General features: G+C 68.0%; 30 protein-coding genes. 20 read left to right on the top strand and 10 right to left on the bottom strand.

From position 1 onward, the window contains the following. Positions 1 to 39 precede the first annotated feature (39 nt). From NMQ11_RS06350 to NMQ11_RS06340, 3 genes are all read left to right on the top strand, one after another. On the top strand, positions 40 to 894 hold the full coding sequence (locus tag NMQ11_RS06350; RefSeq protein WP_255170571.1) for a molybdopterin synthase: 855 nt from the start codon (positions 40 to 42) through the stop codon (positions 892 to 894). A gap of 266 nt (positions 895 to 1,160) precedes the next feature. Next, positions 1,161 to 1,400, top strand: coding sequence for a DUF7123 family protein (locus NMQ11_RS06345; protein WP_255170570.1), 240 nt, complete (start codon positions 1,161 to 1,163; stop codon positions 1,398 to 1,400). Between the two features lie 166 nt (positions 1,401 to 1,566). Further along, positions 1,567 to 2,733, top strand: coding sequence for a site-2 protease family protein (locus tag NMQ11_RS06340; RefSeq protein ID WP_255170569.1), 1,167 nt, complete (start codon positions 1,567 to 1,569; stop codon positions 2,731 to 2,733). 26 nt (positions 2,734 to 2,759) lie between these two features. Here the strand turns inward: NMQ11_RS06340 and thiL are convergent, their stop codons facing one another. After that, positions 2,760 to 3,656, bottom strand: coding sequence for a thiamine-phosphate kinase (thiL, locus tag NMQ11_RS06335; protein ID WP_255170568.1), 897 nt, complete (start codon positions 3,654 to 3,656; stop codon positions 2,760 to 2,762). Positions 3,657 to 3,788: 132 nt separating this feature from the next. Here thiL and NMQ11_RS06330 point away from each other — a divergent pair, with 132 nt between their 5' ends. The 8 genes from NMQ11_RS06330 (at position 3,789) to NMQ11_RS06295 (ending at position 10,620) form a co-directional block, all read left to right on the top strand. Next, positions 3,789 to 4,244, top strand: coding sequence for a 30S ribosomal protein S19e (locus NMQ11_RS06330; protein ID WP_255170567.1), 456 nt, complete (start codon positions 3,789 to 3,791; stop codon positions 4,242 to 4,244). A 99-nt stretch (positions 4,245 to 4,343) separates the two neighbouring features. Beyond that, entirely contained in the window at positions 4,344 to 4,694 is a 351-nt protein-coding gene (locus NMQ11_RS06325) for a DNA-binding protein (RefSeq protein WP_255170566.1), read from the top strand. Next, positions 4,694 to 5,284, top strand: a complete 591-nt coding sequence (locus NMQ11_RS06320; RefSeq protein WP_255170565.1) for a DUF7411 family protein — start codon at positions 4,694 to 4,696, stop codon at positions 5,282 to 5,284. Before NMQ11_RS06325 ends, NMQ11_RS06320 begins: the two co-directional genes overlap by 1 nt. Before the next feature lie 67 nt (positions 5,285 to 5,351). Beyond that, positions 5,352 to 6,653, top strand: coding sequence for a histidine--tRNA ligase (gene hisS / locus NMQ11_RS06315; protein WP_255170564.1), 1,302 nt, complete (start codon positions 5,352 to 5,354; stop codon positions 6,651 to 6,653). 51 nt (positions 6,654 to 6,704) lie between these two features. After that, entirely contained in the window at positions 6,705 to 7,370 is a 666-nt protein-coding gene (locus NMQ11_RS06310) for a helix-turn-helix domain-containing protein (RefSeq protein WP_255170563.1), read from the top strand. Between the two features lie 165 nt (positions 7,371 to 7,535). Further along, on the top strand, positions 7,536 to 7,949 hold the full coding sequence (locus tag NMQ11_RS06305) for a HalOD1 output domain-containing protein (protein WP_255170562.1): 414 nt from the start codon (positions 7,536 to 7,538) through the stop codon (positions 7,947 to 7,949). 31 nt (positions 7,950 to 7,980) lie between these two features. Beyond that, a complete protein-coding gene (locus NMQ11_RS06300; RefSeq protein WP_255170561.1) occupies positions 7,981 to 9,432 on the top strand; it encodes a sulfatase family protein in 1,452 nt (483 codons plus the stop codon). Between the two features lie 111 nt (positions 9,433 to 9,543). Beyond that, positions 9,544 to 10,620, top strand: a complete 1,077-nt coding sequence (locus tag NMQ11_RS06295) for a sensor histidine kinase (protein ID WP_255170560.1) — start codon at positions 9,544 to 9,546, stop codon at positions 10,618 to 10,620. Here NMQ11_RS06295 and NMQ11_RS06290 read toward each other — a convergent pair whose 3' ends face one another. Then, the gene (locus NMQ11_RS06290) at positions 10,621 to 12,108 is read right to left on the bottom strand and encodes a sulfatase (protein WP_255170559.1); all 1,488 of its coding nucleotides are present in this window, start codon (positions 12,106 to 12,108) and stop codon (positions 10,621 to 10,623) included. Between the two features lie 124 nt (positions 12,109 to 12,232). Here NMQ11_RS06290 and truA point away from each other — a divergent pair, with 124 nt between their 5' ends. The 3 genes from truA to NMQ11_RS06275 all read left to right on the top strand — a co-directional run bounded on the left by truA (position 12,233) and on the right by NMQ11_RS06275 (position 13,652). After that, positions 12,233 to 13,078 carry a tRNA pseudouridine(38-40) synthase TruA gene (gene truA, locus NMQ11_RS06285; protein ID WP_255170558.1) on the top strand — a complete coding sequence of 282 codons (846 nt, stop codon included), beginning with the start codon at positions 12,233 to 12,235 and terminating at the stop codon, positions 13,076 to 13,078. Between the two features lie 62 nt (positions 13,079 to 13,140). After that, a complete protein-coding gene (locus tag NMQ11_RS06280) occupies positions 13,141 to 13,374 on the top strand; it encodes a hypothetical protein (RefSeq protein ID WP_255170557.1) in 234 nt (77 codons plus the stop codon). A gap of 35 nt (positions 13,375 to 13,409) precedes the next feature. Then, positions 13,410 to 13,652 (top strand): hypothetical protein, encoded by a 243-nt coding sequence (locus NMQ11_RS06275; protein ID WP_255170556.1) that lies wholly within the window; start codon positions 13,410 to 13,412, stop codon positions 13,650 to 13,652. A gap of 407 nt (positions 13,653 to 14,059) precedes the next feature. Here NMQ11_RS06275 and NMQ11_RS06265 read toward each other — a convergent pair whose 3' ends face one another. Continuing rightward, positions 14,060 to 14,626 carry a DoxX family protein gene (locus tag NMQ11_RS06265; RefSeq protein WP_255170554.1) on the bottom strand — a complete coding sequence of 189 codons (567 nt, stop codon included), beginning with the start codon at positions 14,624 to 14,626 and terminating at the stop codon, positions 14,060 to 14,062. Positions 14,627 to 14,832: 206 nt separating this feature from the next. Next, a complete protein-coding gene (locus tag NMQ11_RS06260) occupies positions 14,833 to 16,209 on the bottom strand; it encodes a M28 family metallopeptidase (protein ID WP_255170553.1) in 1,377 nt (458 codons plus the stop codon). Positions 16,210 to 16,304: 95 nt separating this feature from the next. Here NMQ11_RS06260 and pepF point away from each other — a divergent pair, with 95 nt between their 5' ends. The 3 genes from pepF (at position 16,305) to NMQ11_RS06245 (ending at position 19,876) form a co-directional block, all read left to right on the top strand. Then, positions 16,305 to 18,098, top strand: coding sequence for an oligoendopeptidase F (pepF, locus tag NMQ11_RS06255; RefSeq protein ID WP_255170552.1), 1,794 nt, complete (start codon positions 16,305 to 16,307; stop codon positions 18,096 to 18,098). A 119-nt stretch (positions 18,099 to 18,217) separates the two neighbouring features. Beyond that, positions 18,218 to 19,447: a proteasome-activating nucleotidase Pan2 gene (gene pan2 / locus NMQ11_RS06250; protein WP_255170551.1), complete on the top strand. Its 1,230-nt coding sequence runs from the start codon at positions 18,218 to 18,220 to the stop codon at positions 19,445 to 19,447. A gap of 60 nt (positions 19,448 to 19,507) precedes the next feature. Continuing rightward, positions 19,508 to 19,876 carry a cupin domain-containing protein gene (locus tag NMQ11_RS06245; RefSeq protein ID WP_255170550.1) on the top strand — a complete coding sequence of 123 codons (369 nt, stop codon included), beginning with the start codon at positions 19,508 to 19,510 and terminating at the stop codon, positions 19,874 to 19,876. Positions 19,877 to 19,893: 17 nt separating this feature from the next. On the opposite strand, the gene NMQ11_RS06240 is transcribed toward NMQ11_RS06245, so the two are convergent. The 4 genes from NMQ11_RS06240 to NMQ11_RS06225 form a co-directional block, all read right to left on the bottom strand. Next, positions 19,894 to 20,076, bottom strand: coding sequence for a hypothetical protein (locus NMQ11_RS06240; RefSeq protein ID WP_255170549.1), 183 nt, complete (start codon positions 20,074 to 20,076; stop codon positions 19,894 to 19,896). Next, positions 20,073 to 20,285, bottom strand: a complete 213-nt coding sequence (locus tag NMQ11_RS06235; protein ID WP_255170548.1) for a helix-turn-helix transcriptional regulator — start codon at positions 20,283 to 20,285, stop codon at positions 20,073 to 20,075. The genes NMQ11_RS06240 and NMQ11_RS06235 overlap by 4 nt, the downstream gene beginning before the upstream one ends. 13 nt (positions 20,286 to 20,298) lie before the next feature. Beyond that, positions 20,299 to 20,715, bottom strand: coding sequence for a DUF2178 domain-containing protein (locus NMQ11_RS06230; protein ID WP_255170547.1), 417 nt, complete (start codon positions 20,713 to 20,715; stop codon positions 20,299 to 20,301). Positions 20,716 to 20,921: 206 nt separating this feature from the next. Beyond that, complete coding sequence (locus NMQ11_RS06225; protein ID WP_255170546.1) at positions 20,922 to 22,337, bottom strand: ATP-binding protein; 1,416 nt, start codon at positions 22,335 to 22,337, stop codon at positions 20,922 to 20,924. A gap of 143 nt (positions 22,338 to 22,480) precedes the next feature. On the opposite strand from NMQ11_RS06225, the gene NMQ11_RS06220 reads away from it, so the two are divergent. Together NMQ11_RS06220 and NMQ11_RS06215 are read left to right on the top strand one after the other, a co-directional pair. Then, the gene (locus tag NMQ11_RS06220; RefSeq protein ID WP_255170545.1) at positions 22,481 to 22,849 is read left to right on the top strand and encodes a universal stress protein; all 369 of its coding nucleotides are present in this window, start codon (positions 22,481 to 22,483) and stop codon (positions 22,847 to 22,849) included. A 2-nt stretch (positions 22,850 to 22,851) separates the two neighbouring features. Further along, positions 22,852 to 23,415, top strand: coding sequence for a GNAT family N-acetyltransferase (locus tag NMQ11_RS06215; RefSeq protein WP_255170544.1), 564 nt, complete (start codon positions 22,852 to 22,854; stop codon positions 23,413 to 23,415). Positions 23,416 to 23,423: 8 nt separating this feature from the next. Here the strand turns inward: NMQ11_RS06215 and NMQ11_RS06210 are convergent, their stop codons facing one another. Both NMQ11_RS06210 and NMQ11_RS06205 read right to left on the bottom strand, forming a co-directional pair. Further along, on the bottom strand, positions 23,424 to 23,690 hold the full coding sequence (locus NMQ11_RS06210) for a hypothetical protein (RefSeq protein WP_255170543.1): 267 nt from the start codon (positions 23,688 to 23,690) through the stop codon (positions 23,424 to 23,426). A 25-nt stretch (positions 23,691 to 23,715) separates the two neighbouring features. Beyond that, positions 23,716 to 24,174, bottom strand: coding sequence for a universal stress protein (locus NMQ11_RS06205; protein ID WP_255170542.1), 459 nt, complete (start codon positions 24,172 to 24,174; stop codon positions 23,716 to 23,718). A 100-nt stretch (positions 24,175 to 24,274) separates the two neighbouring features. Between NMQ11_RS06205 and NMQ11_RS06200 the strand changes: the two genes are divergently transcribed. Further along, positions 24,275 to 24,721 (top strand): universal stress protein, encoded by a 447-nt coding sequence (locus tag NMQ11_RS06200; RefSeq protein ID WP_255170541.1) that lies wholly within the window; start codon positions 24,275 to 24,277, stop codon positions 24,719 to 24,721.

Raw genomic sequence — 24,721 nt, 5'->3', positions numbered from 1 at the left:
GGCGATAGCTACAAACCTCGAGCCGACCACGTTTCGAGTATGCACGTACTCGGCGTTCTCGACTGCGGGACAGACGACGACGGCCTTGAGCGCGCCGTCGATCAGCTCGTCGACCGACTCTCCGCGCGCGGGCGAGTCGGCGTCGTCCGGTACGACGCGACGATCGCCGACGGGACGGCGGCGCTCCGGAACGCGGGAGTGACCCCCGGCGGTGACGTCACCTACGACCTCGGCGTCGACGGCGACTGGACCGCCTGCGGAACCGGCTACGCCGTCGGCGACGCCCTCGAGGACCTCGCGATCGACTGTGCGTTCGCCGTCGTCGTCGGCGCGCCCTCGATTCGGGCTCCCGTCGTCGCGGTCGGCCCCGACGCCCAGACCCGCGTCGAGACCGACGAACCGGCGGGACCGGTTCTCGCGACCGCCGCCACTCCCTCGGCGTTCGAGTACGACGCCGTCGTCGACGCTCTGCTCGAAACCGAGCCCTACGAAACCCTCGAGTCGCTGGTCGCCCGGGTGAAGGACTCGCCCGCCGCCGATCGCTCCGGCGCGATCGCGACGTTCACCGGCCGCGTGCGGGCGAAGGACGCCGACGACGACGCGCGCACCGAGTACCTCGAGTTCGAGAAGTACGAGGGCGTCGCCGACGAGCGGATGGCGGCCCTGAAAGCGGATCTCGAGGCTCGAGACGGCGTCTACGCGGTCGAACTCCACCACCGGACCGGCGTCGTGCGCGACGGCGAGGACATCGTGTTCGTCGTCGTCCTGGCCGGACACCGCGAGGAGGCGTTTCGCACCGTCGAGGACGGCATCAACCGCCTGAAGGACGAGGTCCCGCTGTTCAAGAAGGAGGTGACGGTCGACGAGGAGTTCTGGGTTCACCACCGGTCGTGACACTTCGATTTCCGATGTTTCCAGAAGGGTCATAGCTGAATCATACAGTGTATTCGGACGAACAACTTACGCTGATGCCCGAATTCACTTCTCGAGATACGGGCGCAGATCCGATTATAAAACGTCTGGGCGGATCTCGGTGCCCTGTGAAACGTCAGGTGAACCATCATAAAACGTCCGAGACGTCTCGCGTTCCTGAAGACAATCGAAAAACTCCAAAGCATCCTTCCTTTATAACATATCCCGGCTGATACGGGTAACTGTCGATGAGCACGACAGCCCAACCCTCCACGGAAAGCAAAGAAACCCGCCTCAAGCGTTACCTGCGCGAAAGTGCCGAAGACGGCGAGCTGTACTTCAAAGGGAAGTTCATCGCCGACGACGTCGGATTGTCCCCCAAAGAAATCGGCGCGCTCATGGTCAAACTCTCCGAGTCGGCGACCGATCTCGAGATCGAGAAGTGGTCGTACACGAGCGCGACGACCTGGCGCGTCGCACACGCCTGACACTGTCGGCATCGACGACACTCCACTCAACTCCACGTCACGGATCCCGTCGACACGCGCCGGCGCGTGCTCCCCTCACGCTATCCGGCACGTTCGTTTTCACGAGCGACCCCACGTCTCGAGCCGCGGCAGTCGATTTATACCGGACCGCGCCGAATTCCCGGTGATGGACGACGCGGACCGGTCGGCTCGCGAGTTCGGCTCGCGTCGCGCGCCCGGCGCCGGAACGCTCGAGGGCCCTCCGATCGAGACGATAGAGTCGGTGTTCGCCGTCTACGAGACGCGAACCGACGGCGAGCAGCTGCTGTACTACGGCGAGCCGCGACTCCCGCCCGAACAGCTCATGGGCGAGCTCTGGCCGGCGTTCCGCGAAGCCGGCTACGAGGCACAGCTCACGGCACGAAAGGGCGAGTACGTCCTCGTCGCCGAGCCGATCGACGTCGGCGTCGACGGCGTCCCCTGGACCAACGTCGTCCTGTTTCTGGCGACGGTGGCGTCGACGCTGTTCGCGGGCGCCCAGTGGTACTACGTGAACCCGTTCGAGGACCCGATCGGCGCCGTCGTCGCGGCGTGGCCGTTCACCGTGGCGATCCTCGGCGTGCTGGGCGTCCACGAGATGGGCCACTACGTGATGAGCCGCTATCACCGTGTTAACGCCTCGTTACCCTACTTCCTCCCGGTGCCGACGCTGATCGGGACGATGGGCGCGGTGATCAAGATGAAAGGTCGGATGCCCGACCGGAAGGCGCTGTTCGATATCGGGGTCGCGGGCCCGCTCGCGGGGCTGATCGCGACCGTCGTCGTCACGGTCGTCGGCCTCCACATGCAGCCGGTGACCGCGCCGCCGGGTCTCGTCGACAGCCCGAACGCCGTTCAGATTCGCCTCGGCTATCCGCCGCTGCTCGAGTTCCTCGCGGCGATCTTCGACCAGCCGCTGTACCGTGACGACCCGGCGACGGCGGTCAATCCGGTCGTCATCGGCGGCTGGGTCGGGATGTTCATCACGTTCCTCAACCTGATCCCCGTCGGCCAGCTCGACGGCGGCCACATCCTCCGGGCGATGGTCGGCGACCTCCAGGAGACCATCGCCGCCGTCGTGCCAGGCGTCCTCTTCGGCCTCGCCGGCTACCTCTACTACGTGAGCGGCGAGAGCGGCAACTCGGTGTTCATCTGGGTGTTCTGGGGACTGTTCGCGACGCTCATCGCGGCGGTCGGCCCCGCAAAACCCGTCGACGACGAGCGACTGGGCCCCGGTCGGCTCCTCCTCGGGGTCGTCACGTTCGCGCTCGGCGTCCTCTGTTTCATGCCGGTCCCGATCGCCATCGTCGGCTGAGACGATCTGCGGACGGTTCCGGTCTCTCAGGACCGCCCGTGCGTGTACCCTCGGTCCTCGAGCGCGGTCCCGTCGAGCGTTACCCCCGCCGCGACGACCTCACCGACGACCGAGAGCGGGACGGGGGCGTCCGCGCGAGCGGCCTCGAGGTCCGCCTCGGGGATCGTACAGACGAGTTCGAAGTCCTCGCCGAAGGTGAGCGCGCGCTCGAGCGCCCGTTCGGCGGCGGCCAGTTCCGTCAGCGAGTCGGCGACGGGCACCCGCTCCGACCGGATCGCGAACCCGCAGTCGCTGGCCGCCGCGAGCTGGTGGAGCGACCGCGAGAGGCCGTCGCTCGAGTCCATCATCGCGCTCGCGTAGGGGGCCAGCGCCAGCCCGGCGTCCACGCGAGGCTCGAACCGAAACAGGTCGTTGGCTCGCTCGCGAGCGCGTTCGTCGCCGGTTTCGTCGGCGCGTTCGAACAGCTCGAGGGCCGCGGCGCTCCGGCCGAGCGCGCCGGTAACGCAGACGCGGTCGCCGACGCCGGCGCCAGAGCGGTACACCGGCTCGTCGACGCGGCCGACCGCCGTCGAGGCCACGGTGAACTCCTCGTGGCCGTCGAGGTCGCCGCCGACGTACCGGGCGTCGACGCGTTCACAGACGTCGCGGGCGCCGCGAACGAACGCCAGCAGCTCCGCCTCGTCGAACTCGGGGGCGGCGTAGGCGGCGACGGCCGCGGTCGCCTCGGCACCCATCGCCGCGACGTCGGACAGCGACGCGCCCACCGACCGCCAGCCGGCGGTGTAGCGGCTCGTCCCGGCGGGGAAGTCCGTCCGCTCGTGGAGCATGTCGATCGTGAGGACGAGTCCGTCGACGACCGCCGCGTCGTCGCCGACCGGCTCGAGCTCGCTCTCTAACAGCGCCAGCGCGGCGCGTTCGTCCATACGGTCCCTCTCGAGGCGAGAGCGAAAAACGAACCGGTCGAGGCGCGAGCCGGCCGCGTCGCTACGGCCGCGGAGACGGCCCGCGAGCGGACAACGATGGCCTTAAATGCCGCCGAAGGGAACGAAACGCCAATGGCTACGATGTACGACGTTCCGGCGGATGCCCTCATCGAGGCGCTCGCCGACGACTTCGAGGAGCGACTCGAGGAACCCGAGTGGGCGCAGTTCACCAAGAGCGGCGTCGACCGCGAGCTGCCACCCGAACAGGAGAACTTCTGGGCGATCCGCGCGGCCAGCCTCCTCCGCAAGGTCGCCGACAACGGTCCGATCGGCGTCAGCCGCCTCGCCACCGAGTACGGCGGTGCCAAACGCGGTTCGACCCGCTACCGCGTCGCCCCCGACAAGCGCGTCGACGGCTCCCGGAACCTCATCCGGACCATCCTCCAGCAACTCGAGGAGGAGGACCTCGTCGAGACCGCCGAGGGCGAGGGCCGACGCATCACCGCCGAGGGGCGCAGCCTCCTCGACGAGACCGCGGGCAACGTCCTCGAAGACCTCGACCGCCCGGAACTCGAGCGCTACGCGTAAGACGGCTTCTCCGACGTTCGCGTCCGTACCGGCAGTTCGCGCCCTCGAGCGGACGCGGCGTCCGTAATCATTTTCCCCTGGTACGGCCAACGGTGGGGTATGAGCGGCACTCCCGACGAGGACGAACTCGAGGAACTGCGCCGACAGAAGATGGAGCAGCTCCAGGAGCAGGCCGGCCAACAGCAGAACGAGGAGGCCCAGGAGGCGGCCCAGCAGCAAGCCGACGCCCAGAAGCAGGCGATCCTCCGGCAGTACCTGACCGACGACGCCAGGAAGCGACTCAACACGGTCAAGATGAGCAAACAGCAGTTCGGCGAGCAGGTCGAACGCCAGGTCGTCGCGCTCGCCCAGAGCGGCCGCATTCAGGGCAAGATCGACGACGCCCAGATGAAGAAACTCCTCAAGGAACTCCAGCCCGAGAAGAAGAGCTTCGACATCCAGCGGCGCTGATGCGGCTGGGACTGCTCTACAGCGGCGGCAAGGACTCGACGCTCGCGGCGTTGCTCCTCCGTGAGTTCTACGACGTCACGCTCGTCACCGCACACTTCGGGATCACCGACGACTGGGAACACGCCCGGGAGACGGCCGAGACCACCGGGTTCGACTTCGAACGCCTCGAGCTCGACCCCGGGGTCGCCACAGAGGCCGTCGACCGGATCCGCGAGGACGGCTTCCCCCGCAACGGGATCCAGCTCGTCCACCAGCACGCCCTCGAGACGGTGGCGGCGAACGGGTTCGACGCCGTCGCCGACGGCACCCGCCGCGACGACCGGGTGCCGACGGTCTCGCGCGCCCAGGCCCAGAGCCTGGAGGACCGCCACGGCGTCGACTACATCGCGCCGCTGTCGGGGTTCGGCCGGAACGCCGTCGACCGCCTCGTCGACGCCACCCTCGACGTCACCGTCGGCCCGAGCGAGGAGATCACCCGCGCCGACTACGAGGCCGAACTCCGCGCGCTCATCGCCGACCGGGAGGGCGAACGCGCGCTCGAGCAGTGGTTCCCCGCCCACGAGCAGACCCACGTGACCGGCGTTCGGTAGTCCGGTTTTTCGAGTCGACGGCGCTCGAGCAGGAACTTAGAAGTGCGCGCTGCCCAAACCACCGGACATGTACGACCGGATCAAGGGCTTTCGAGACTTCTACCCCGGCGAGATGGCCGCCAGGCGGGCGACCATCGACACGCTCGAGGAAACCGCCCGCAGCTACGGCTTCCGCGAGATCGGAACGCCGGCGCTCGAACGCGCAGAGATGTGGACGGACAAGAGCGGCGACGAGATCGTCGACGAGCTGTACGCCTTCGAGGACAGGGGCGGCCGCCACGTCACGCTCACCCCCGAACTGACGCCGACGGTGGCCCGGATGGTCGTCGCCAAACAGCAGGCGCTGGCCAAGCCGATCAAGTGGTTCTCGACCCGGCCGTTCTGGCGCTACGAGCAGGTCCAGCAGGGTCGCCAGCGCGAGTTCTACCAGACGAACGTCGACGTTTTCGGCTCCTCTGAACCCGAAGCCGACGCCGAAGTGCTGGCGTGGGCGGCCGACGCGCTCACGGGCCTCGGGCTCACGGGGGAGCACTTCGAGTTCCGCATCTCTCACCGCGACCTTCTCGGGGGTGTTCTCGAGAGCTACGACGCCGACGTCGACACCGAGGCGGCGATCCGCGCCGTCGACAAGTCGGAGAAGCTCGAAACCGCGGAGTACCACGACCTGCTGGTCGACGCCGGCCTCTCCCCCGACCAGGCCGCCGAGTTCGACGACCTGATCGCCAGCGGCGATCTGGAGGCGGTCGAGGCGGTCGCCGGCACGGAGCGGGTGACTGCGGCCGTCGAGAACCTCGAGAACGTGCTCGCGGCCGCCGAGGACGTCGGCGCCCGGGAGTACTGTACGATCTCCCTCGAGACCGCCCGCGGACTCGACTACTACACCGGCATCGTCTTCGAGTGCTTCGACTCCGCGGGCGAGGTCTCACGGTCGATCTTCGGCGGCGGGCGCTACGACGACCTCATCGAGCAGTTCGGCGGTCAACCCACGCCCGCCGTCGGCGTCGCGCCCGGCCACGCCACCCTCTCGCTGCTCTGTCAGCGCGCGGGCGTCTGGCCCGAGGAGGCGGTGTCGACCGACTACTACGTCCTCTCGGTGGGCGACACCCGCGCCGAGGCGGCGCGGATCGCCCGTGACCTCCGCGAGCGCGGCCACGTCGTCGAGAGCGACGTCGCCGGTCGCTCCTTCGGCGCCCAGCTCGAGTACGCCGACTCGATCAACGCCGAGACGACGGTGATCGTCGGCGAGCGCGACCTCGGGAACGACGAAATCACGCTAAAGGAGATGGAGAGCGGCGACCAGGTCCAGGTGCCGGTGTCGTCGTTCCCCGGCGACGCCGACCGCCCGACGTACGACGAGTTCGCCGAGTGAGCCGGCGCGGGACGGCCCGGTCTTTTTAGCGGGCGGTGGTGTAGCGCGGCTATGGCGACGATCGCCGACTTTCGCCTGCCGCTCGCCGAGTTCCCCCTGGGCGTGGCGATCGAGGCGGAGCCCTCCGTTCGCATCGACCTCGAGCGGATCGTCCCGACCGAGGAGGGTGTCCTCCCGTTCTTCTGGGTTCGGGGGTGTGCCGACTTCGAGGCCTTCGAGCGCCGACTCCTCGAGCGCGAGGCCGTCCTGTCGCTCGAGCTGATCTCGGAGACGCCGGAGGAACACCTCTATCGGGCGCGATGGAACAGCGACGTCGAGGGGTTCGTCCGCGGAATCACCCGCATCGGCGCGACGATCCTCAACGGGCGCGCCACGACCGACGGCTGGCGGTTCGAACTCCGCTTCGGCGAGCGAGAGCAGATCCGCTCGTTCCAGCGGTACTGTCACAGACACGAGGTGCCGGTCGAACTCAACCGCATCTACACGGCCAGCACGACGCCGCTCGACGGCGGCTACCAGCTGACCGACGACCAGCGCGAGACGATCCGACTGGCGTACGACCGGGGCTACTTCGAGGAGCCCCAGGGGGTGACCCAGACCGACCTCGCCGCGGAGTTCGGCGTGAGTCAGCGCGCGGTTTCCCGCCGGCTCCGGCGAGGGCTGTCGCGACTGGTCGGGAGCACGGTCGCCGCCGACCTCGAGTCGTCGTCCGAGTGAGGCGCCGCGACCGCGGACGACTGCCTTGAAACCGTTCTATGTAGACGCACTATCCTCACGACCGCCGCCCCCCTTACCATCACTACGTTCTATGACGACCTCTCTCCGTCGATCTGACCACGGGACGACCGCGGACGTCGAGTCCCGACTCGAGGTGGGACACTGATGGCCGACATCCGCGACACCGACGAGTCACCGACCCGGCCGCCCTCGCTCGAGGACGGCGGGGACCCGCCGGACCTCTCTCCCGACACCGGCCCGGACGACCCGCTCGAGGGCGGGCTGCCCGACGACCCGGCTGACGGCTACGAGACCCGGTACGACCCGACCCGGGACGACTCGCTCGTCTGCGTGATCGTCGACGCCGTCGCGACCGCCGCCGGCTGCGACCCTCTCGAGGTCGAACCGCTCTACGACTGTCTCGACCCCGAAGCGCTCGAGGGGCTGTTCGCGCCGCGGCGCTCCGCGGAGGCGCGAGCGGGCTCGGTCTCGTTCCCGATCCACGACCACGTCGTGACCGTCGTCGACGGTGATCGCGTGCGCGTCGAGCCGGGCGAGTGGCGCGAGCGCCACGCGTAACGTTAACCGACGGGTTGCCGTACGACGAGTGATGGCAGACGCCCGCCCGAACGTCCTGTTCGTCCTCACCGACCAGGAACGGTACGACTGCACCGCCCCCGACGGGCCGCCCGTGGCGACGCCGGCGTTCGACCGGCTCTCGAGTGAGGGGGTGCGATTTACGGCGGCGTACACCCCGATCAGCATCTGTACGAGCGCGCGCGCCTCCCTGCTCACGGGACGGTTCCCGCACGGCCACGGAATGCTCAACAACTGCCACGAGGCCGACGCGATCCGGGCGAACCTCCCCCCGGAGCTGCCGACGTTCTCCGACGCGCTCGCCGACGCCGGCTACGACCTCACCTACACCGGCAAGTGGCACGTCGGCCGCGACCAGATCCCCGAGGACTTCGGCTTCGAGTACCTCGGTGGCAGCGACAGACACCACGACGACATCGACACGGCGTTCCGGGAGTACCGCGCGGACCTGGGCGTACCGCTCGAGGCGACGGCTCTCACCGACGAGATCTACACCCACAACGACCCCGAGGAGGGCACCCTCGTCGCCGCCGAAACCCCCGTCGACGTCGAGGCGACGCGGGCGTACTTCCTGGCCGAGCGCACCATCGACGCCCTCGAGGCCCACGCCGACGACGAGCGCCCCGACGCCGACGCGCCGTTCTTCCACCGGGCGGACTTCTACGGCCCCCACCACCCCTACGTGGTTCCCGAACCCTACGCCTCGATGTACGACGCGAGCGAGGTCGTCCCCTGGGAGAGCTACGCCGAGACGTACGACGGCAAACCCGCGGTTCACGAGCAGTTCCTCCACTATCGCGGCGTCGCCGACTTCGACTGGGACACCTGGGCCGAAGCCGTCGCGAAGTACTGGGGATTCGTCTCGCTGATCGACGACCAGTTCGGCCGGATCCTCGAGGCCGTCGATGAACTCGATCTCGCCGACGACACGATGATCGTCCACGCATCGGACCACGGCGACTTCACCGGCAGTCACCGCCAGTTCAACAAGGGACCGCTGATGTACGAGGAGACCTACCACGTCCCCCTGCAGGTGCGCTGGCCGGGCGTCGTCGAGCCCGGAACGCGCTGCGAGGCGCCGGTTCACCTCCACGACCTCGCGCCCACGTTCCTCGAGGTCGGCGACGCTCCGATCCCCGAGGAGTTCGACGCCCGGAGTCTCCTCCCGTTACTCGAGGGGAAGCTACCGGAGGCGTGGCCCGACTCGACGTTCGCCCAGTACCACGGCGAGGAGTTCGGCCTCTACACTCAGCGGATGGTTCGAACGGCGGAGTACAAGCTCGTCTACAACGGCCCCGACGTGAACGAACTGTACGACCTCGAGGCGGACCCCGCAGAGCTACACAACCTGATCGACCACCCCGAGTACGAAGGCGTGCGCCGGAAGCTGGCAGATCGGCTGGTGTCGTGGATGGAGCGAACCGACGACCCGTACCGGAAGTGGGTGCCGAAGACCCTCGAGTGAGCGGTCACGGCCGATACTCAGCCGTCGGTTCGATCCGACGAGCCGCGCCGCATTCTATAAAAACAGCCATATTACTAAGAGCGGAGGTCTGGAACCACGCGGTACCGCACCATGTCCATCTCCTCGCTCGCCGACTCCCGAGTCGATGGCAGGCGCGTCATCGTCCTCCTCGGTGAGCTGTACATCGCCTACGCCGCGGGCCGCGTTCTCATCAACGTGGCGACCGGTCAGCCGCTGGTCGCGGCGCTCATCGACTTCGTCCTCGTCGGCGGCCCCGGACTCGCGATCCTGTACGGCGGCTACCGGCTCCCGCGAACCGACCTCCACCCCGAGACGTACTGGCGGATCGCGGGCTGGTGTATCGGCGGGCTCGTCGTGATGAGCGCGGTCTTCGGGCTCGTCGTCGCCAACCCCGCCGTCACCAACGAGAACCCGCTCTGGACGGCCGCGCTCGTGACCGCCGTGGGGGGCGTTGCCGGCCTCGCCATCGGACTCAACGAGGCCAGAGCCGTCACTCGAGCGCGGGAGGCTGAGGCGCACAAACGCCAGCTCGGACGGCAGAACGACCGCCTGGAGAGCCTCTCGCGGATGCTCGCCCACGAGCTCCGGAACCCGCTTTCGATCGCCCAGGTGTATCTGGCGTCCGCCGTCGACGGAGACGACCGGGCGGCTGGCGAGGTCGAGACGGCGCTCGAGCGGATCGAGGAGATGATCGACATCCTCCTCATCACCGCACGGAGCGGTGACGTCGCCATCGACGGCGAGACGGTCGACCTGGCGGACGCGGCCGCCGACGCGTGGGCCGAGGTCACCGCCGAGGGGGCGACGCTGACGGTCGACGACGATCGGACGATCCGGGCCGACCCGGTCCACGTCCACTACCTGCTCGAGAACCTGTTCAGAAACGCGGTCCAACACGGCGGCGACGCGGTTTCCGTCCGTCTCGGCGGCCTCGAGGACGGCTTCTACGTCGCCGACGACGGCCGCGGGATTCCGGAGGCGGACCGAAGCGACGTGTTCGAGGCCGGTTACACCACCGACTCGAACGGGATCGGGCTCGGGCTCACCTTCGTCGCTCACCTCGCGGCGGCGTACGACTGGGACTGTTCGGTCACGACCAGCGAGGCGGGCGGCACCCGGATCGAGTGTCGGGGCGTCGAGACCGTCCCGATCCCGTCTGCGCGGTAACTACAGGTAGCCCAGGTCCGCCAGCCGATCCTTCGTCGACTCGCGCATCGCGACGCTACTCGCCGCCGTCGTCGCCTCGACCCCGTCGAACTGGCCCTCGAGTCGCGCGCCGAGTTCGGCCGCCCGTTCGGGGCGTTCGCTCGAGACGTCGACGCGCTCTCGCGGGTCGGAGACGAGGTGGTGGAGGCGCTCGAAGCCGTCGTCGCCGACGACGTACTTGTACTCGTCCGTCCGGATCGCCCGGAGCCGGCGGTCGAACGCCCGGACGCGCTCGGGAACCTCGCCGAAGCGCGCCTCGAGTCGGTCGATCGACGGCTGCGGGGCGGCGTACTCGGCGAACACCGCGTCGCGCGGTTCGGACCGAGATCCCGGGTACAGCGAGCGGCCGTGGCCCTGCTCGGTCAGTTCGGCGTCGGTGAGCCCGGTCGCCTCGAGCAGCGTCGCGGGGAGGTCGAGCAGCTGGACCAGCTCGCTCCGGCGGCCGCCGCCGGTGAAGGCGCCGCCGTGAAACACGAGCGGGACGTGCAGGAGAGTGTCGTACAGGTTGTACTGGTGGCCGAAGAACCCGTGCTCGCCGACGTGCTCGCCGTGATCGCCGCAGACGACAAGCAGGGTGTCCTCCCAGTGGCCGGTGTCCTCGAGGGCGGCCCGCAGCCGCTCGAGCTGGTCGTCGACGTAGGCCAGTTCCGCCTGGTAGAGCCCCCGGAGGAGCGCGAACTCCCGCTCGGTGAGCTCGTAGTCGCCGACGTCGTAGGCGCGGGGGTCCTGGCGGATCGCGGTCGCCTCCTCGTAGCTGCCGCCCTCGGGGAGGAACCGCTCGGCGTACGCCCGCGGCGGGTCGTACTCGACGTGGGGTTCGATGTAGTTACAGAACAGGAAAAACGGCCGGTCGCGCGACCGCGAGGCGAGCCAGTCGCGCATCCAGTTCGTCGTCCGATCGGCGCCGTCGTCGCCTGCAGGCTGGAACACCTCGCTGTAGAGGACGTTGGCGGCGTTGACGACCGGGTTCCCCTCGAACAGGCGGTCCCGCGTCGCCTCGAGTTTCTCGTGGACGTCCTCGCCGCGGACGACCGAGCCCATGTCGGTGTCCGACTGGATGTACTGCCAGCCCCGCCGGAGGTCGTCGAACCCGCGGTCGAAGCCGAACTCCTCGGTGATCCAGGTGTTGTTCGAGACGCCGACGGTGTCGTACCCCGCCGCGTCGAACGCCTCGGGAAGCGTTCGCAGCGAGTCCTCGAGGTAGGTGTGACCGCCGTGGGCGCCGTGTTCGGAGGGGTAAGTGCCGGTGAATATCGAGGCGTGTGAGGGAAGGGTCCAGGGTGCGGTCGCGAACGCGCGGTCGAACGTCGTCCCCTCGTCGGCGAGGGCGGCGAGCGTCGGCATCGTCCGCTCGGATACGCTCGTCGCTCGCGCCGTGTCGAGGACGACGAACACCACGTTCCGCACGGTTTCATGGGGGTCGGCTTCACGCTCGGTTGTCTCCGTCATACACCCACGTCCGCCGCTCTGGGGGAAGGCCCCACCCCCGGAGTATGCAGGCCGTACAGACGCGGCGGGTGCGAGGGGCGCCCAGCGAACGGTATAACACCCCTCCGCCCCTGCCTCGAAACTGATGCACCCGCGCGCGTTCCGGATCGCCTACGACGGGGCCGGCTACTACGGCTTCCAGCGCCAGCCGGACGTCTCCACCGTCGAGGACGCGATTTTCGACGCCCTTCGACGGCTCGAGGTCCTCGCCCCCGACGCCCACCGACCCGCGGGGTACGCCGCCGCAGGCCGAACCGACGCGGGAGTGTCGGCGCTCGCCCAGACGATCGGGCTCGAGGTACCCGACTGGCTCACCCCTCGAGCGCTGAACGCCGAACTCCCCGCCGACGTCCGCGCCTGGGCCGCAGCGGACACCCCCGACGGCTTCCACGCGACCCACCACGCCGTTCGTCGGGAGTACGTCTACCACCTCTACGCGCCCCCCACGGGGGCAACACCGGGCCCTTCGGGAGCCGATCCCGTCGACGACGACCGCTTTCGCGAGGCGCTCGAGGCGCTCTCCGGTTTCCACGACTTCCACAACCTCACGCCCGACGACCGAAACACGGAACGGGAGCCCCGCCTCGAGGCGAGCCGCGACGGCGACTACCTCGTCGTCACCGTTTCGGCACCGGGCTTTTCGCGCGAACTCGTCCGCCGCCTCGTCTCGCTGGCCCGAGACGTCGGCACCGGCGCAGAGCCGCTCGCGAAGATCGACCGCGTTCTCGGACCCGACCCGCTGCCGGGCCACGAGGGGGTCGCCCCCGCCCCGCCGGAGCCGCTCGTCCTGGCTCGCGTGGCGTACCCGAACCTCGCGTTCCGCATCGACGAGACGGCCGCCGAAAGCGCCCGCGAGGTGTTCGAGGCGCGGCGGCTCGAGCGGGCGACTGGCGCTCGAGTCGCGGGCCAGCTCCGAGACGGCGTTCGGTGAGTCGGTCGTATCGAACCGATCAGTTCCGGAACGTTTTCGGCGAACCCCTTGCTCCGTCCGGTATGGTCGAGACGAACACGTTCTGGGACGCGGCGGCGCTCATGACCGGCGGGGCGGTCGCGGCCGCGGCTCCGTGGGCGGCCGCCGCGTTTCTCTACGGCCAGTACGACCTCGTCGGCGGAGTTTTCGGTAGCGTGGTCGGACTGCTCGGCGTCTTCATCGGCTTTCGATACGTCTCGGAGGGAATCTCGCTGGTCGTCGCCGAAACCGTCGCCGACGAACTGGCGGATCGGTGAGAGCGTTTTTGTAGACCGCCCGCACAGTCGTCGGCATGGAACTGTCTCCGGAGGAGTACGGCGCCTACTGGCGGGCGTCGGCCCGGATCGCCGCGGGCGTGCTCGTGATCGCCGGCGGCTACCGGTTTACCGACCCGTTGCTCTCGCACCCCGAACCGGGGGCGACCGGACTCGGCATCGTCCTCTTCGTCGGCCTCGTTCTCGTCGGCTGTTTTCTCGCGACGCTCGGGGCCGCTCGAGTCGTTCGAACCGCGGTTGCGGCCGAGAGACGTCGATAAGGACGTTTTTCGCCGCAGTGCGTATTCATGCTGACAGAACTCGCGTGCTGACTTCAGACAACGACTTACCGCTTTCCACACGAACAGAGACCATGGAAAACGAATGCACGTACTGTGGGAGCGACGGTGAGCGACACGACCCCATATTCGTAAACGAGGGGACGAACGCTTCTGCTAACCGGATGGGGCAGTTCTGTAATTATGCGTGTCTAGCAGCGTATATTGAAGAAGAGGAACTGACCTACGGCGCCGCTTGTGAATGGATCTCGTAAGTTCGCGCTCTGTATTCAGCGCGATTCCTGAAGTCTATCACCGACGAAGGGCTCCAACGGGGTCAGTTCGCAGTAATTGAGTTGCTCACAGCCGAAGCCGCGGGTACTTTCCTGGCTTCCATACAAAAATCGGAGTTAGCTCAGAACGTATCGAAGCTTCGGGAAGCGCTCGACGAGCGTCTGCCCGCCCGCGTCGATCTGTTCGATGTAGCGGTCGAGGCCGAGGATCCGGCCGGCGCCGAAGGCCGCGATGGCCAGGAAGACGACGGCGTAGATCAGCGTCGAGTCGAACAGCGCGAGCCACTGTCCCTCCCACCCGCCGAGGTAGAAGGCCGACATCTGGAGCGCGCCGCCGAGAGCGGCCAGCCGAACGAACGCGCCGGTGATCAGCGCCACGCCGATCAGCACCTGCGTGACCGGGACGACGACGTTGATGACCTCGAGCAACATCGCGTTGCCCGCCATCGCGGCGTAGAGCCCGCTGACCGGGCTGGCCGGGTCGACGCCGTGGACGAGGAAGCCGCTGGCGTCGAACGCCTCGCCGCTGACGAACGCGAACTTGCCGAGTCCGGCGAACAGCATCGTCCCGCCCATCACGAACCGCAGGGCGACGATGAACCACGCCGACAGCGCGTGGGGGTGTCCTTCGAGCGTGATTCCCGCGTACCGGCTTTCGAGTCTGTTTCGAGTAGTAGTGGACATGATCGGTTGACCTCTCGTATTTGAACAGAGGAGCCGAACACGGGTGAGTGATCTTCCTTTATTTGAGGGGGCCTTTATATAGCGGGTTTGAGGCTCCCTCTATCGGCGACCGTTTTCGACACCGGTTCCCGCGGTTTACCAGAAAACAGGCGAGAATGCACCGTCCTCACGGAGCGAACGAATGTGAGCGAGTAGGGCGGGGTAGTTCACTCCCAGCGTTCGGGCCAGATCTCCGAGGCGCGCATCCCCGGCTCGTAGTCCTGCTCGTAGAACGCCTCGCGCAACTCGTCGCCGTCGATCCGCGCCACCGCTCGGCCGCTCAGCTCCCGGACCAGCAGGGCGGTGAGCATCGCGTGTTCGCGGAGGTTCCGGGGGTCGACCTTGTCGCGGGTGTCCGCGGCGGTGTGGCCCCAGCCCCGGCCGCGCTCGCCACCCGCCGGTGGTTCGCTGTGCAGTTGCAGCGACGGGACGCCCTCCCGGAGGAACGGCCAGTGGTCGCTGAAGGGGTGAGGGTCGGGTTCGTGGACCACCGGCTGGCCGAACTCGTTGGTCACCTCGCTCGCCAGCGCCTCGAGTTCGTCCGAGCTGTGGCTGTACGTCCGCAGGTTTCGGAACCGGCCCGCGCCGTCGACGTTGACCACGGCCCGGACGGACTCGAGGTCGCTGTCAGCGGCGAGCGCGGCCGCGCCCATCAGCCCGACCTCCTCGCAGCCGACACCGGCGATCCGCACGCGACACTCGAGGTCGTCCTCGATCTCCGACAGCACCGCCGCCGCGGCGGTGATCGTCGCGATTCCGCAGCCGTTGTCCAGCGCACCCTCCGCGATGTCGTGGCCGTCGTAGTGGGCGAGCACGACGATCTCCTCGTCGGTGTCGGGGCCGAGCGCGCCGACGACGTTCTGGCTCGAGCCCGCCTCCGTCGTCGCGTCGACGCGCAGGCGGGCGCGCCCGCCGGCTTCGGCGTACTCGGCGAGCCAGTCGTGCGTTTCGGCGCTGACGCCGACGCCGGGCATCGCCGCCTCACCGTCGAACTTCAGCGAGCCGGTCGGGGGGAGCTGGCCGGGGACGTGATTGGCGAAGACGAACGCCTCCGCGCCCGCCGCGGCGGCGTGGCCGAACTTCTCCATCCGGTGGACGAACCGCTGGCCGGGCGGGGTCGTGGTGCTCGCGACGACGATCGCGCCCCGCACCGCTTCCCCCGCGTCCTCGATCTCTTGGGGAGTGCCGTAGCCGACGTCGACCAGCGGCCCCTCGACGTCGCCCGCCGCGCTGTAGGGCAAGGCGATCGCTTCGAAGGAGCGTTCGACGGGTTCGGTGACGGCGAACTCGGTCGTGCCGCGCTCCCAGTAGTTCATCGGAAACTCCTCGATGGTCGGATCCCGGACGCCGGCCTCGAGAAACGCCTCGCGGACGAACTCGGCGCCCCGACGCTCGCCGGGAGAGCCGCCCATTCGGCTCCCGAGCTGCGTGAGTTCCGTGAGCAGTTCCCAGGCCCGGTCGTCGTGCCACGCGGCCCCGAGCGCCCGCTCGAAGGTCGCTTCGTCTCCGGTCTCGTCTCCGGTCGTCTCCGCTGACTCGTTCATGGCCCACACTCACGCGGAAACGAGAAAAACGCTCAGGTCGGCGCCCGCCGCGCCGGTTCGGCAACCTTTACCACCTCCGTTCCGAAACGGCGTTCATGAGTTCGGTACCCGACCGCTCCGAGATCGACGAGCAGTACACGTGGGATCTCGAGAGCATCTACGCGACCGACGAGGACTGGGAGTCCGCCTACGAGGAGACCGCCGAGACGATCGAGGAACTCGCGGCCTACGAGGGGCAGGCGACCGACGACGGCGAGACCCTCCTGGCGGTGCTGGAGCTGCGCGATCGGCTCATGCGCGAGGTGTCGACGGTGTTCTCTTACGCCCGAATGCGAAGCGACGAGGACACGGCGAACCAGGAGTACCAGGCGATGAGCGCCCGCGCCCAGTCGCTGGCGGCGGACGCCCAGTCGGCCGCCTCCTTCATCGACCCCGAGATCCAGGCGCTGACCCGCGAGGAGTTCGACGAGATGGTCGAGGAAGCGCCGGAACTCGAGCTGTACGACCACTACGTCGACGACGTCCTGCGGATGAAGCCGCACACCCGCTCGGCGGAGGTCGAGGCGCTGCTCGCCGACCTGAGCGAGGTGACGGGGGCGACCGGCGACGTCTACAACATGCTCTCGAACGCGGACATGACGTTTCCGACGGTGGAGGACCCGGACGGGGAGCCCGTCGAGATCACCCAGAGCAACTTCACGAACCTGCTCAAGCGCACCGACCGCGAGTTCCGCCGGCAGGTTCACGAGGCGTACTTCGACGAGTGGGAGTCGATGCGCAACACGGTCGCCTCGACGTACAAGAACAGCGTCAAAGCCGACGTGAAGCTGGCCCAGGCCCGCAACTACGACACCGCCCGCGAGGCCGCCCTCGACGGCCCGAACGTGCCGGTTTCTGTCTACGACACCCTCGTCGAGAGCGTCAACGACAACCTCGAGCATCTGCACACGCACGCCGAACTCAAGCGCGAGGCCCTCGGCGTCGACGAACTCGAGATGTGGGACCTCTACATGCCGCTGACCGGCGACGAGGGTCCCGATATCGAGTACGACGACGCCGCACAGTACGTCGTCGACGCGGTCGCCCCGCTCGGCGAGGACTACCAGTCCCGCGTCGCGGAGGGCCTCGACTCCCGCTGGGTCGACGTCTACGAGAACGAGGGGAAGCGCGCGGGCGCCTACTCCGGGGGAACCTACGACACCCAGCCGTTCATCCTGATGAACTACCAGGACGACGTCACCTCGATGTACACGCTGGCCCACGAACTCGGCCACTCGATGCACTCCGAGCTCACGAAGGAGGCGCAGCCGTACGTCTACTCCGGATACGAAATCTTCGTCGCCGAGGTCGCGAGCACGGTCAACGAGGCGCTGCTGACGAACCACCTGCTCGAGACCGTCGAAGAGCCCGCCCTCCGGAGGGCGGTGCTCAACGAGTTCGCAGAACGGGTGCGCTCGACGCTCTACCGCCAGACGCTGTTCGCGGAGTTCGAACACCGCGCCCACGAACTCGAGGAGAGCGGCGAGCCGCTGACCGCCGACCGCCTCGACGAGCTCTACCACGGCCTGAAGTCGACCTACTACGAGCCGGCGAACGCGGACGACCGCATCGCCCGCGAGTGGATGCGCATCCCGCACTTCTACCGGGCCTTTTACGTCTACCAGTACGCGACCGGCATCTCCGCGGCGCTCGCCATCTCCGAGGACGTCCTCGCAAACGGCGCCGACGCCGCCGAGAACTACCTCGAGTTCCTGCGCCGGGGCTCGCGGGAGTACCCCCTCGAGTTGCTCCGGATCGCCGGCATCGACATGAGTACCTCGGAGCCGATCGACCGCGCGCTCGCGACCTACGGCGAGCGACTCGAGGAGCTCGACTCGCTGCTGACATGACTCGCAGTCGGGCGGCAGCCGCCCCGAAATACGGGTAAACGCCCGTCTCGGCGACGATGATAGAGACGACCGCAACCCAAAGGCACATTTATCGTGGAAAACTAATCGGCGTACAGCAGATGTCTCGAAGTCCGTCTCTTCCCGACCGACCCCGCCGCGAGATCGATCCGGATCTCTCGGACGAACAGCGGCTCGAGGCGTTGCGTGAGCACTTTTCGGACATTACTGACGTTCACACGCAGCTCTCACAGCAACTCGAGTCCGCACGGGAGCGTCGCTCTCGCCTCCAGGAGAAAGTCGACCGCATCGAACGAGAGAACGAGTGTCTCAAGAGCTCCTCGCTGTACATCGCGACCGTCGAGGACATGGTCGACGGCGAGGTCATCGTCAAACAGCACGGCAACAACCAGGAGGTGCTGACGGAGGTCTCCCCGCGGATGGCCGACCGCCTCGACGCGGGCGACCGCGTCGCCGTCAACGACTCCTTCGGCATTCAGAAGCTGCTCAATGCCGAAACGGACGCCCGCGCTCAGACGATGGAGATCACCGAGCGCCCCGAGGTCGACTACACCGACATCGGCGGCATCGACGAGCAGGTTCGGGAGGTCCGCGAGGCTGTCGAACAGCCCCTCGCCCAGCCCGAACTGTTCGAGGACGTCGGCATCGAGCCGCCGAGCGGCGTCCTCCTCTACGGCCCACCGGGCACCGGGAAGACGATGCTCGCCAAAGCCGTCGCCAACCAGACCGACGCCACCTTCATCAAGATGGCCGGCTCGGAACTCGTCCGCAAGTTCATCGGCGAGGGATCGCGGCTGGTTCGGGACCTCTTCGAGATGGCCCGCGAGCGCGAACCCGCCATCATCTTCATCGACGAGATCGACGCCATCGCCGCCACGCGCACCGAATCGAAAACCAGCGGCGACGCCGAGGTCCAGCGGACGATGATGCAGCTGCTCGCCGAGATGGACGGCTTCGAGGCTCGAGGCGAGATCCGGATCATCGCCGCCACGAACCGCTTCGACATGCTCGACCGCGCGATCCTCCGGCCCGGTCGCTTCGACCGCCTCATCGAGGTGCCCGAACCCGACCGCGACGGCCGCGAGCAGATCTTCGAGATCCACACCCGCGGGATGAGCGTCGACGACGGCGTCAGCTTCGCCGAACTGGCCGACGAGACCGACGGCTACTCCGGCGCCGAGATCGAGAGCGTCACCACCGAAGCCGGCATGTTCGCCATCCGCGACGACCGCACGACAGTTCAGCAAACGGACTTCGAGAACGCCTTGGAGAAGATCGAGGACGACGACGGCAACGACGTCATCTCCTCTGCGGGCTACTTCTACCAGTGACTCCCGGCTGCGATCTCGCGGCCAGTACGATTATGCAGCGGGAAGACACGCCCATCGAGTATGGGATACCACGTCCTCGATCCCGATGACGTCGAACCGATGGCGGCCAACGGTCGCGAATGCCGCTCGATTAGCGACGCCGTGGCGTTCGAACACGTCGGCGTGAACGTGTTCGACGCAACACCGGGAGCGCAGATTCCGCTCGTGTACCACGCACACGAGGATCAAGAGGAGGTGTTCTTCGTCTCGAGCGGGACGATCCGCGTCGAAACCCCGGGCGAAACGTTCGCCATCGACGAGGGCCAGTTCTTCGCGGTCGAACCCGGAAACCCACACCGGGCGTTCGTTCCCGACGACGCCGACGAGAGCACGACGGTCGTTGCGGTCGGCGCGCCACCCGTCGACGACGTCTCCCGGTACGAGCCGTAGCTCGAGTTGGCGCCGGATTACGCTCCCCCTCGAGAGCGCACTCTTTGCAGCACCCGGTCGCCGTCGTCTTCGACGACGGCCGCGACGGCCCAGCCGACGGCGAACGCCTCGGTTTCCTCGAGCGCCGCGACCGTCTCCGCGTCGACTCGCTCCGGTCTGCGGTTCGTCCACAGGTTCGTCGTCGCGCTCGCGGGGATCACGGGCCGGCATCGTTCTCGGGGTCCGGATCGAACAGTTCCTCGATTGTACAGTCGTAGTGGCGCGCGAGCTTGAACGCCAGCTCGAGGGAGGGGTCGTAGCGCTCGCGTTCGATCGCGTTGATGCTCTGGCGGGTGACGTCGACGGCGGCGGCCAGATCGGCCTGACTCTCGCCGTGGCGCTCACGGTGGTCTTTGAGGACGTTTTTCATGGATTCGGCCTGCTCACGAGCGGTTGCGGAGGGCGGTGTAGATGACGCCGAAGACGGCGAACAGGGCCACGAGCGTCCACATCGCGCCGTAGAACGCATCGGGGAGCGTGAGGACGCCGCCGTCCTCGAGTACCAGCCCACCGGGGGCTCCCAGAACGAGCACGAACGCGAAGACGCCGAGCGTGTAGTCGCTCGCCTTCCGCTCGATGGCCGTATCGCGCTCGTCGTACAGCGTTACCGGGCTGAACAGCCAGACCGCGATCATGCCGAAGAAGCCGGCCCAGTACACGAGAACGCCGGCGACGAACTGCTCGAGGAAGACCCCGACCAGTAGCCCGAGGATTCCAACTGCCAGCGAGCCGTACATCAGTCCCTTGTGCCGCCGTCGTTGCGTGAGCCTGTTCGCCGTGGATCGTGTGTGTTCGGTCATGAGTGTGGATCGAGCGCGCGGGTGTAAAGCACGCTTTACGTAAAGTCTACGTTACACCGGTTACATAACTCTATCGCCACCGAAGAAATCGTCGAAACCGGCCGGAGGCTACCGCTCGCGCGGTATGCAACCCGCTAGCGATCGAAAAATGACGACCGTTGGAGCCGTGGCACCCAACCGGACCCATGCTCTCGAACCGAGCCGGCTCAGTGGTCGTGTGAGTGGTCGTGGTCGTGACCGCCGTCGCTCGCCTTTCCGAGGTCGCCACCCGCGACGAGCGCGTCGTGGTCGCCCTCGATCATGTCCATGTTCTTCAGGTTGTCCCGCTCCTCGAAACCCGCGACGGCCTCGAGTAAGTCCTCCTGGGTCAGCACGCGCCGGTTCTCGGTGAGCGCCTCGAGGACCGCCTCCCGGAGCACCATCCGGAGGTCGCTTCCCGTAAGGCCCTCGGTCGCCTCGGCGATGGCGTAGGGGTCGAATTCGTCGATGTCCATCGCGCGGGTGATCACCTCGAGGATGTCCGCGCGCATTCCGGAGTCGGGTTTGGGGAAGTTGACGATCTCGTCGAAGCGCCGCCAGGCGGCCGCATCGAGCTGATCGGGGTGGTTGGTCGCGCCGATCAGGAGCACGTCGTCCTGGATCAGCGAGATGTCGTCGACGGCTTTGAGGAGCGTGTTGACGGCCCGTTTGAGCGCGGCGTGTTCGTCGCTCCGGCGCGTTTTGGCGACGAAGTCGAACTCGTCGATAAAGAGGATACACGGCGAGAGCCGCTTTGCGACCTCGAAGGTCTTGTCGACGTTTTTCGCGGTTTCCCCGAGGTACTGGCTCGTGATCATCGAGAGTTTGACCTCGACGAACGGGAGGTCCATGTCCCTCGCCAGCGCCCGCGCCGTCGACGTCTTCCCGGTGCCCGGCGGGCCGACGAACAGCAGTTTACCGATCTCGCGCAGGCCGATCTGTGCGAGGTAGTCGCGGTGTTCGATCGCCTTCGCGATCTTCTCGATTTCGGCCTCCTGGCCGGGCGTGAGCACGATGTCGTCGAGCGAGATGTCGACCTCCTCGGGTGCGCGGACGTCGACGAGGTCCAGCATCTCCTGTTCGTCCTCGTCGCTGAAGTACTCCTCGAGCAGACCGTCGATCCAGACCCGATCGGCCTGGATCGGGCGGTTTCGCTCCCTGGCCTCCTCGTAGCTGATGTCGACGCTCTCGTGGTCTTCGAAGTGCTTCGCGAGGGTCGGATTCGCGGCCAGTCGCTCGTCGTCGGCGCGCTCGACGAACCACCGCTCGGCGAGGTCCTGCTGGGTGAGGGTGATCGTCCCCGAGAACTCGTCTCTGTCGGTGAACATGAGCTCCGAGACGGCGTCCCACGGCCGGTCGACGCCCGTCGCCGCCCGGGCCGTGGCGTTGGTCGCCGACAGCGGCCGCCTGATCCCGCCGCGGCGCCGCCGTCCCCGCGGTCCGTCGCCGTCGGTCTCCTCGCTCTCGTCGTCCTCGCCGGAGCCGCCGGTCCAGAAGACCCGACGGATCGCCGGAGGCAGGTCGTTTTCGTCTAGCGATCTGTCGTCCGAATAGACGCTCGTCGTGAGCAGGAACTCCACGACGTCGAGCGCCGAATCACTCATTCGCTGAAACTATCCGCTGCTCGGCCTTAACCCCGTCGTCCCGCCCTGGGCGTGTGACCCCGTCGCGCGGAACGCCGTCCGCGCGTCGGCTGGCGCCTCGAGCCGGCGGAACCATTTTCCTCCGGCAGGTCCCAGACGTGGGTATGCACGTGTTGCTGGGTCTCGGCGGAAGCGACGAGTCGATGAAGGCGCTTCGACGGACGATCGACCGGACGCGGGAGGCCGGCGACGACCTCACCGTCGCCGTCATCGAGAAACCGGAGGCGGACCGCGCGCCCGAGGAGATGGCCCACCAGGCCGAGAAGCTCCTGTCGGAGGCCGGCGTCGACGCCGACGTGAAACGCCTCGAGGGCGATCCGGGGAGCGCCCTCGTCGACCTCGCAGAGCACGGCGAGTTCGACCAGCTGGTGATCGGCGGCGGCACGGAGAGCCCGATGGGGAAGATCCGCCTCGGCGGGATCACCGAGTTCGTCCTGTTGAACGCGACGACGACCGTCAAACTGATCCGATAACCATGCCCGGAACGCGCGTCTACCCCGACGAGCGCTCGGGCCCGTTTCCGACACCGCCGACCGGTTTTGAGGACGCCGACGGTCGCTCGATCGCACTCGAGGAGCTCGGGGCCGAGGACGTCGACGACCTCGTCGAGATGTACGTCCGGTTCGACCCCGCCGACCGGGCCCAGGGGATCCCGCCGACCGGCGAGGACCGGATTCGCCAGTGGCTCGAGCCGATCGTCGAAAACGGGGTCAACGTGGTCGCGCGAAACGGCGAGTTGGGGGCCGTCATCGGCCACGCCACGCTGGTGCCGGACACCGACGATCCGGGCGCGGTCGCGGACCTCGGCGAGATCGAGTGGGAGCTCGCGATCTTCGTCCTCCAGGCCTACCAGCAGGCCGGCATCGGCACCCGGCTGCTCGAGACGCTGCTCGGCCACGCGAGCGAGCGGGGGATCGGGCGGGTCTGGCTCACCGTCGAGCGCTGGAACGGCCCCGCCATCGCGCTGTACGAGCGCGTCGGCTTCGAGATCTCGGGCGCCGAGAGTTTCGAACAGGAGATGTCGATCAGACTCGAGTAGTCCGGCGTTCAGCCGTCGTCCGACTCCCCGCCCGGCCGCTGGCGGTACATCGCGAGGTAGATCGACGCGACCGCACAGGCGATCCCGAGGTAGAACAGCAGGCTGAACGCCGAGTCCGCGGCGACGGGCGAGGCGTCCGTCTCGAGCGCACCGAAAAACCCGACCAGCACGAACACGAACGCGCCGAACCGCAGGAGCGTGGGGAGATCGAGCAGTTGTCTCCGTAGCGCTCGCGCCACCTCGTCGTCGGACTCGCCCGGGTCGTCGGCCGTCATCGGTTCGCCCGCTCGGTTCGCGACCTCATACCGAGAGCACCGGCTGGCTCGCGTAGGAGAGGACGTACTCGGCGGCCTTCTCGAGCACTTCTGCGGTCGGGTCGGTCATCGGCTCGCGGGGGATGACGATGAAGTCCGCGCCGGCGGTGTCGGCGGCGTCGAGGACGACGCTCCCCGGGTGGCGGGTCTTGCGGTGCGGCGAGAACCCGTGCGAGACGGCCGTCGACACGGGCACGTCGTAGGCCTCCGCGAGCGCCGTCGCGTCCTCGAGAAACCGCCGCGAGTTCTCGGCGACATCGTCCTCGTCGACGGTGCCGGCGTTCATCCCCTCGACGACGCCGCGGCCGAGGACGAACAGGACGTGTACCGAGGCGTCGTAGCGGTCGGCGACGGCGACGGCGTACTCGGCGGCGACGGCGGACTCTTCGCTTCCGTCGACCGGCGCGAGGACGGTGTCGACGGAGAACGGCTCACTGGCGTCCATACGCGGAGTGTGCGCGCGGTCGTGAAAAATCCTCCCCACGCCGCCGCCCGACCTGCCGGATCCGTGGGAGTTTATACCGTCCCGAGCGCAACCTCTCTCCATGTTCGATACGATCGTCGTCGCGACCGACGGCTCCCGGAGTGTCAGGCGGGCCATCGACGTCGCACTCGACCTCGCCGCGCGGTTCGGCGCCGACGTCCACGCGCTCTCGGTCGTCGACGCCGGCGAGGTCGACGCCTCGCCCGAACAGCTCCGCGAGGAGCTGCGCGTCGCCCTCGAGACGCACGCGGACGCCGCCCTCGCCGACGTCGAGGACCGGGCCGGTCCCGGCATCGAGACGGCCGTCCGGACGGGCCGTCCCGCACCGGAAATCTGTGAGTACGCCCGCGACACCGACGCCGACCTGATCGTCACCGGCACCCGCGGTCGCCACGGCGAGAACCGACTGTTGCTCGGCAGCGTCGCCGAGCGCGTCGTTCGCACGTCTCCGGTCCCCGTCCTGACGGTCCGACAGCTCGAGGGCGACGAGGCGGCCGCGACGGCCTGA

It is taken from the genome of Natrononativus amylolyticus, assembly GCF_024362525.1.
In the GTDB taxonomy this organism is placed as follows: domain Archaea; phylum Halobacteriota; class Halobacteria; order Halobacteriales; family Natrialbaceae; genus Natrononativus; species Natrononativus amylolyticus.
Note: the sequence above shows the minus strand (reverse complement) of the source record. Positions and strands in the feature narration are given on the sequence as shown.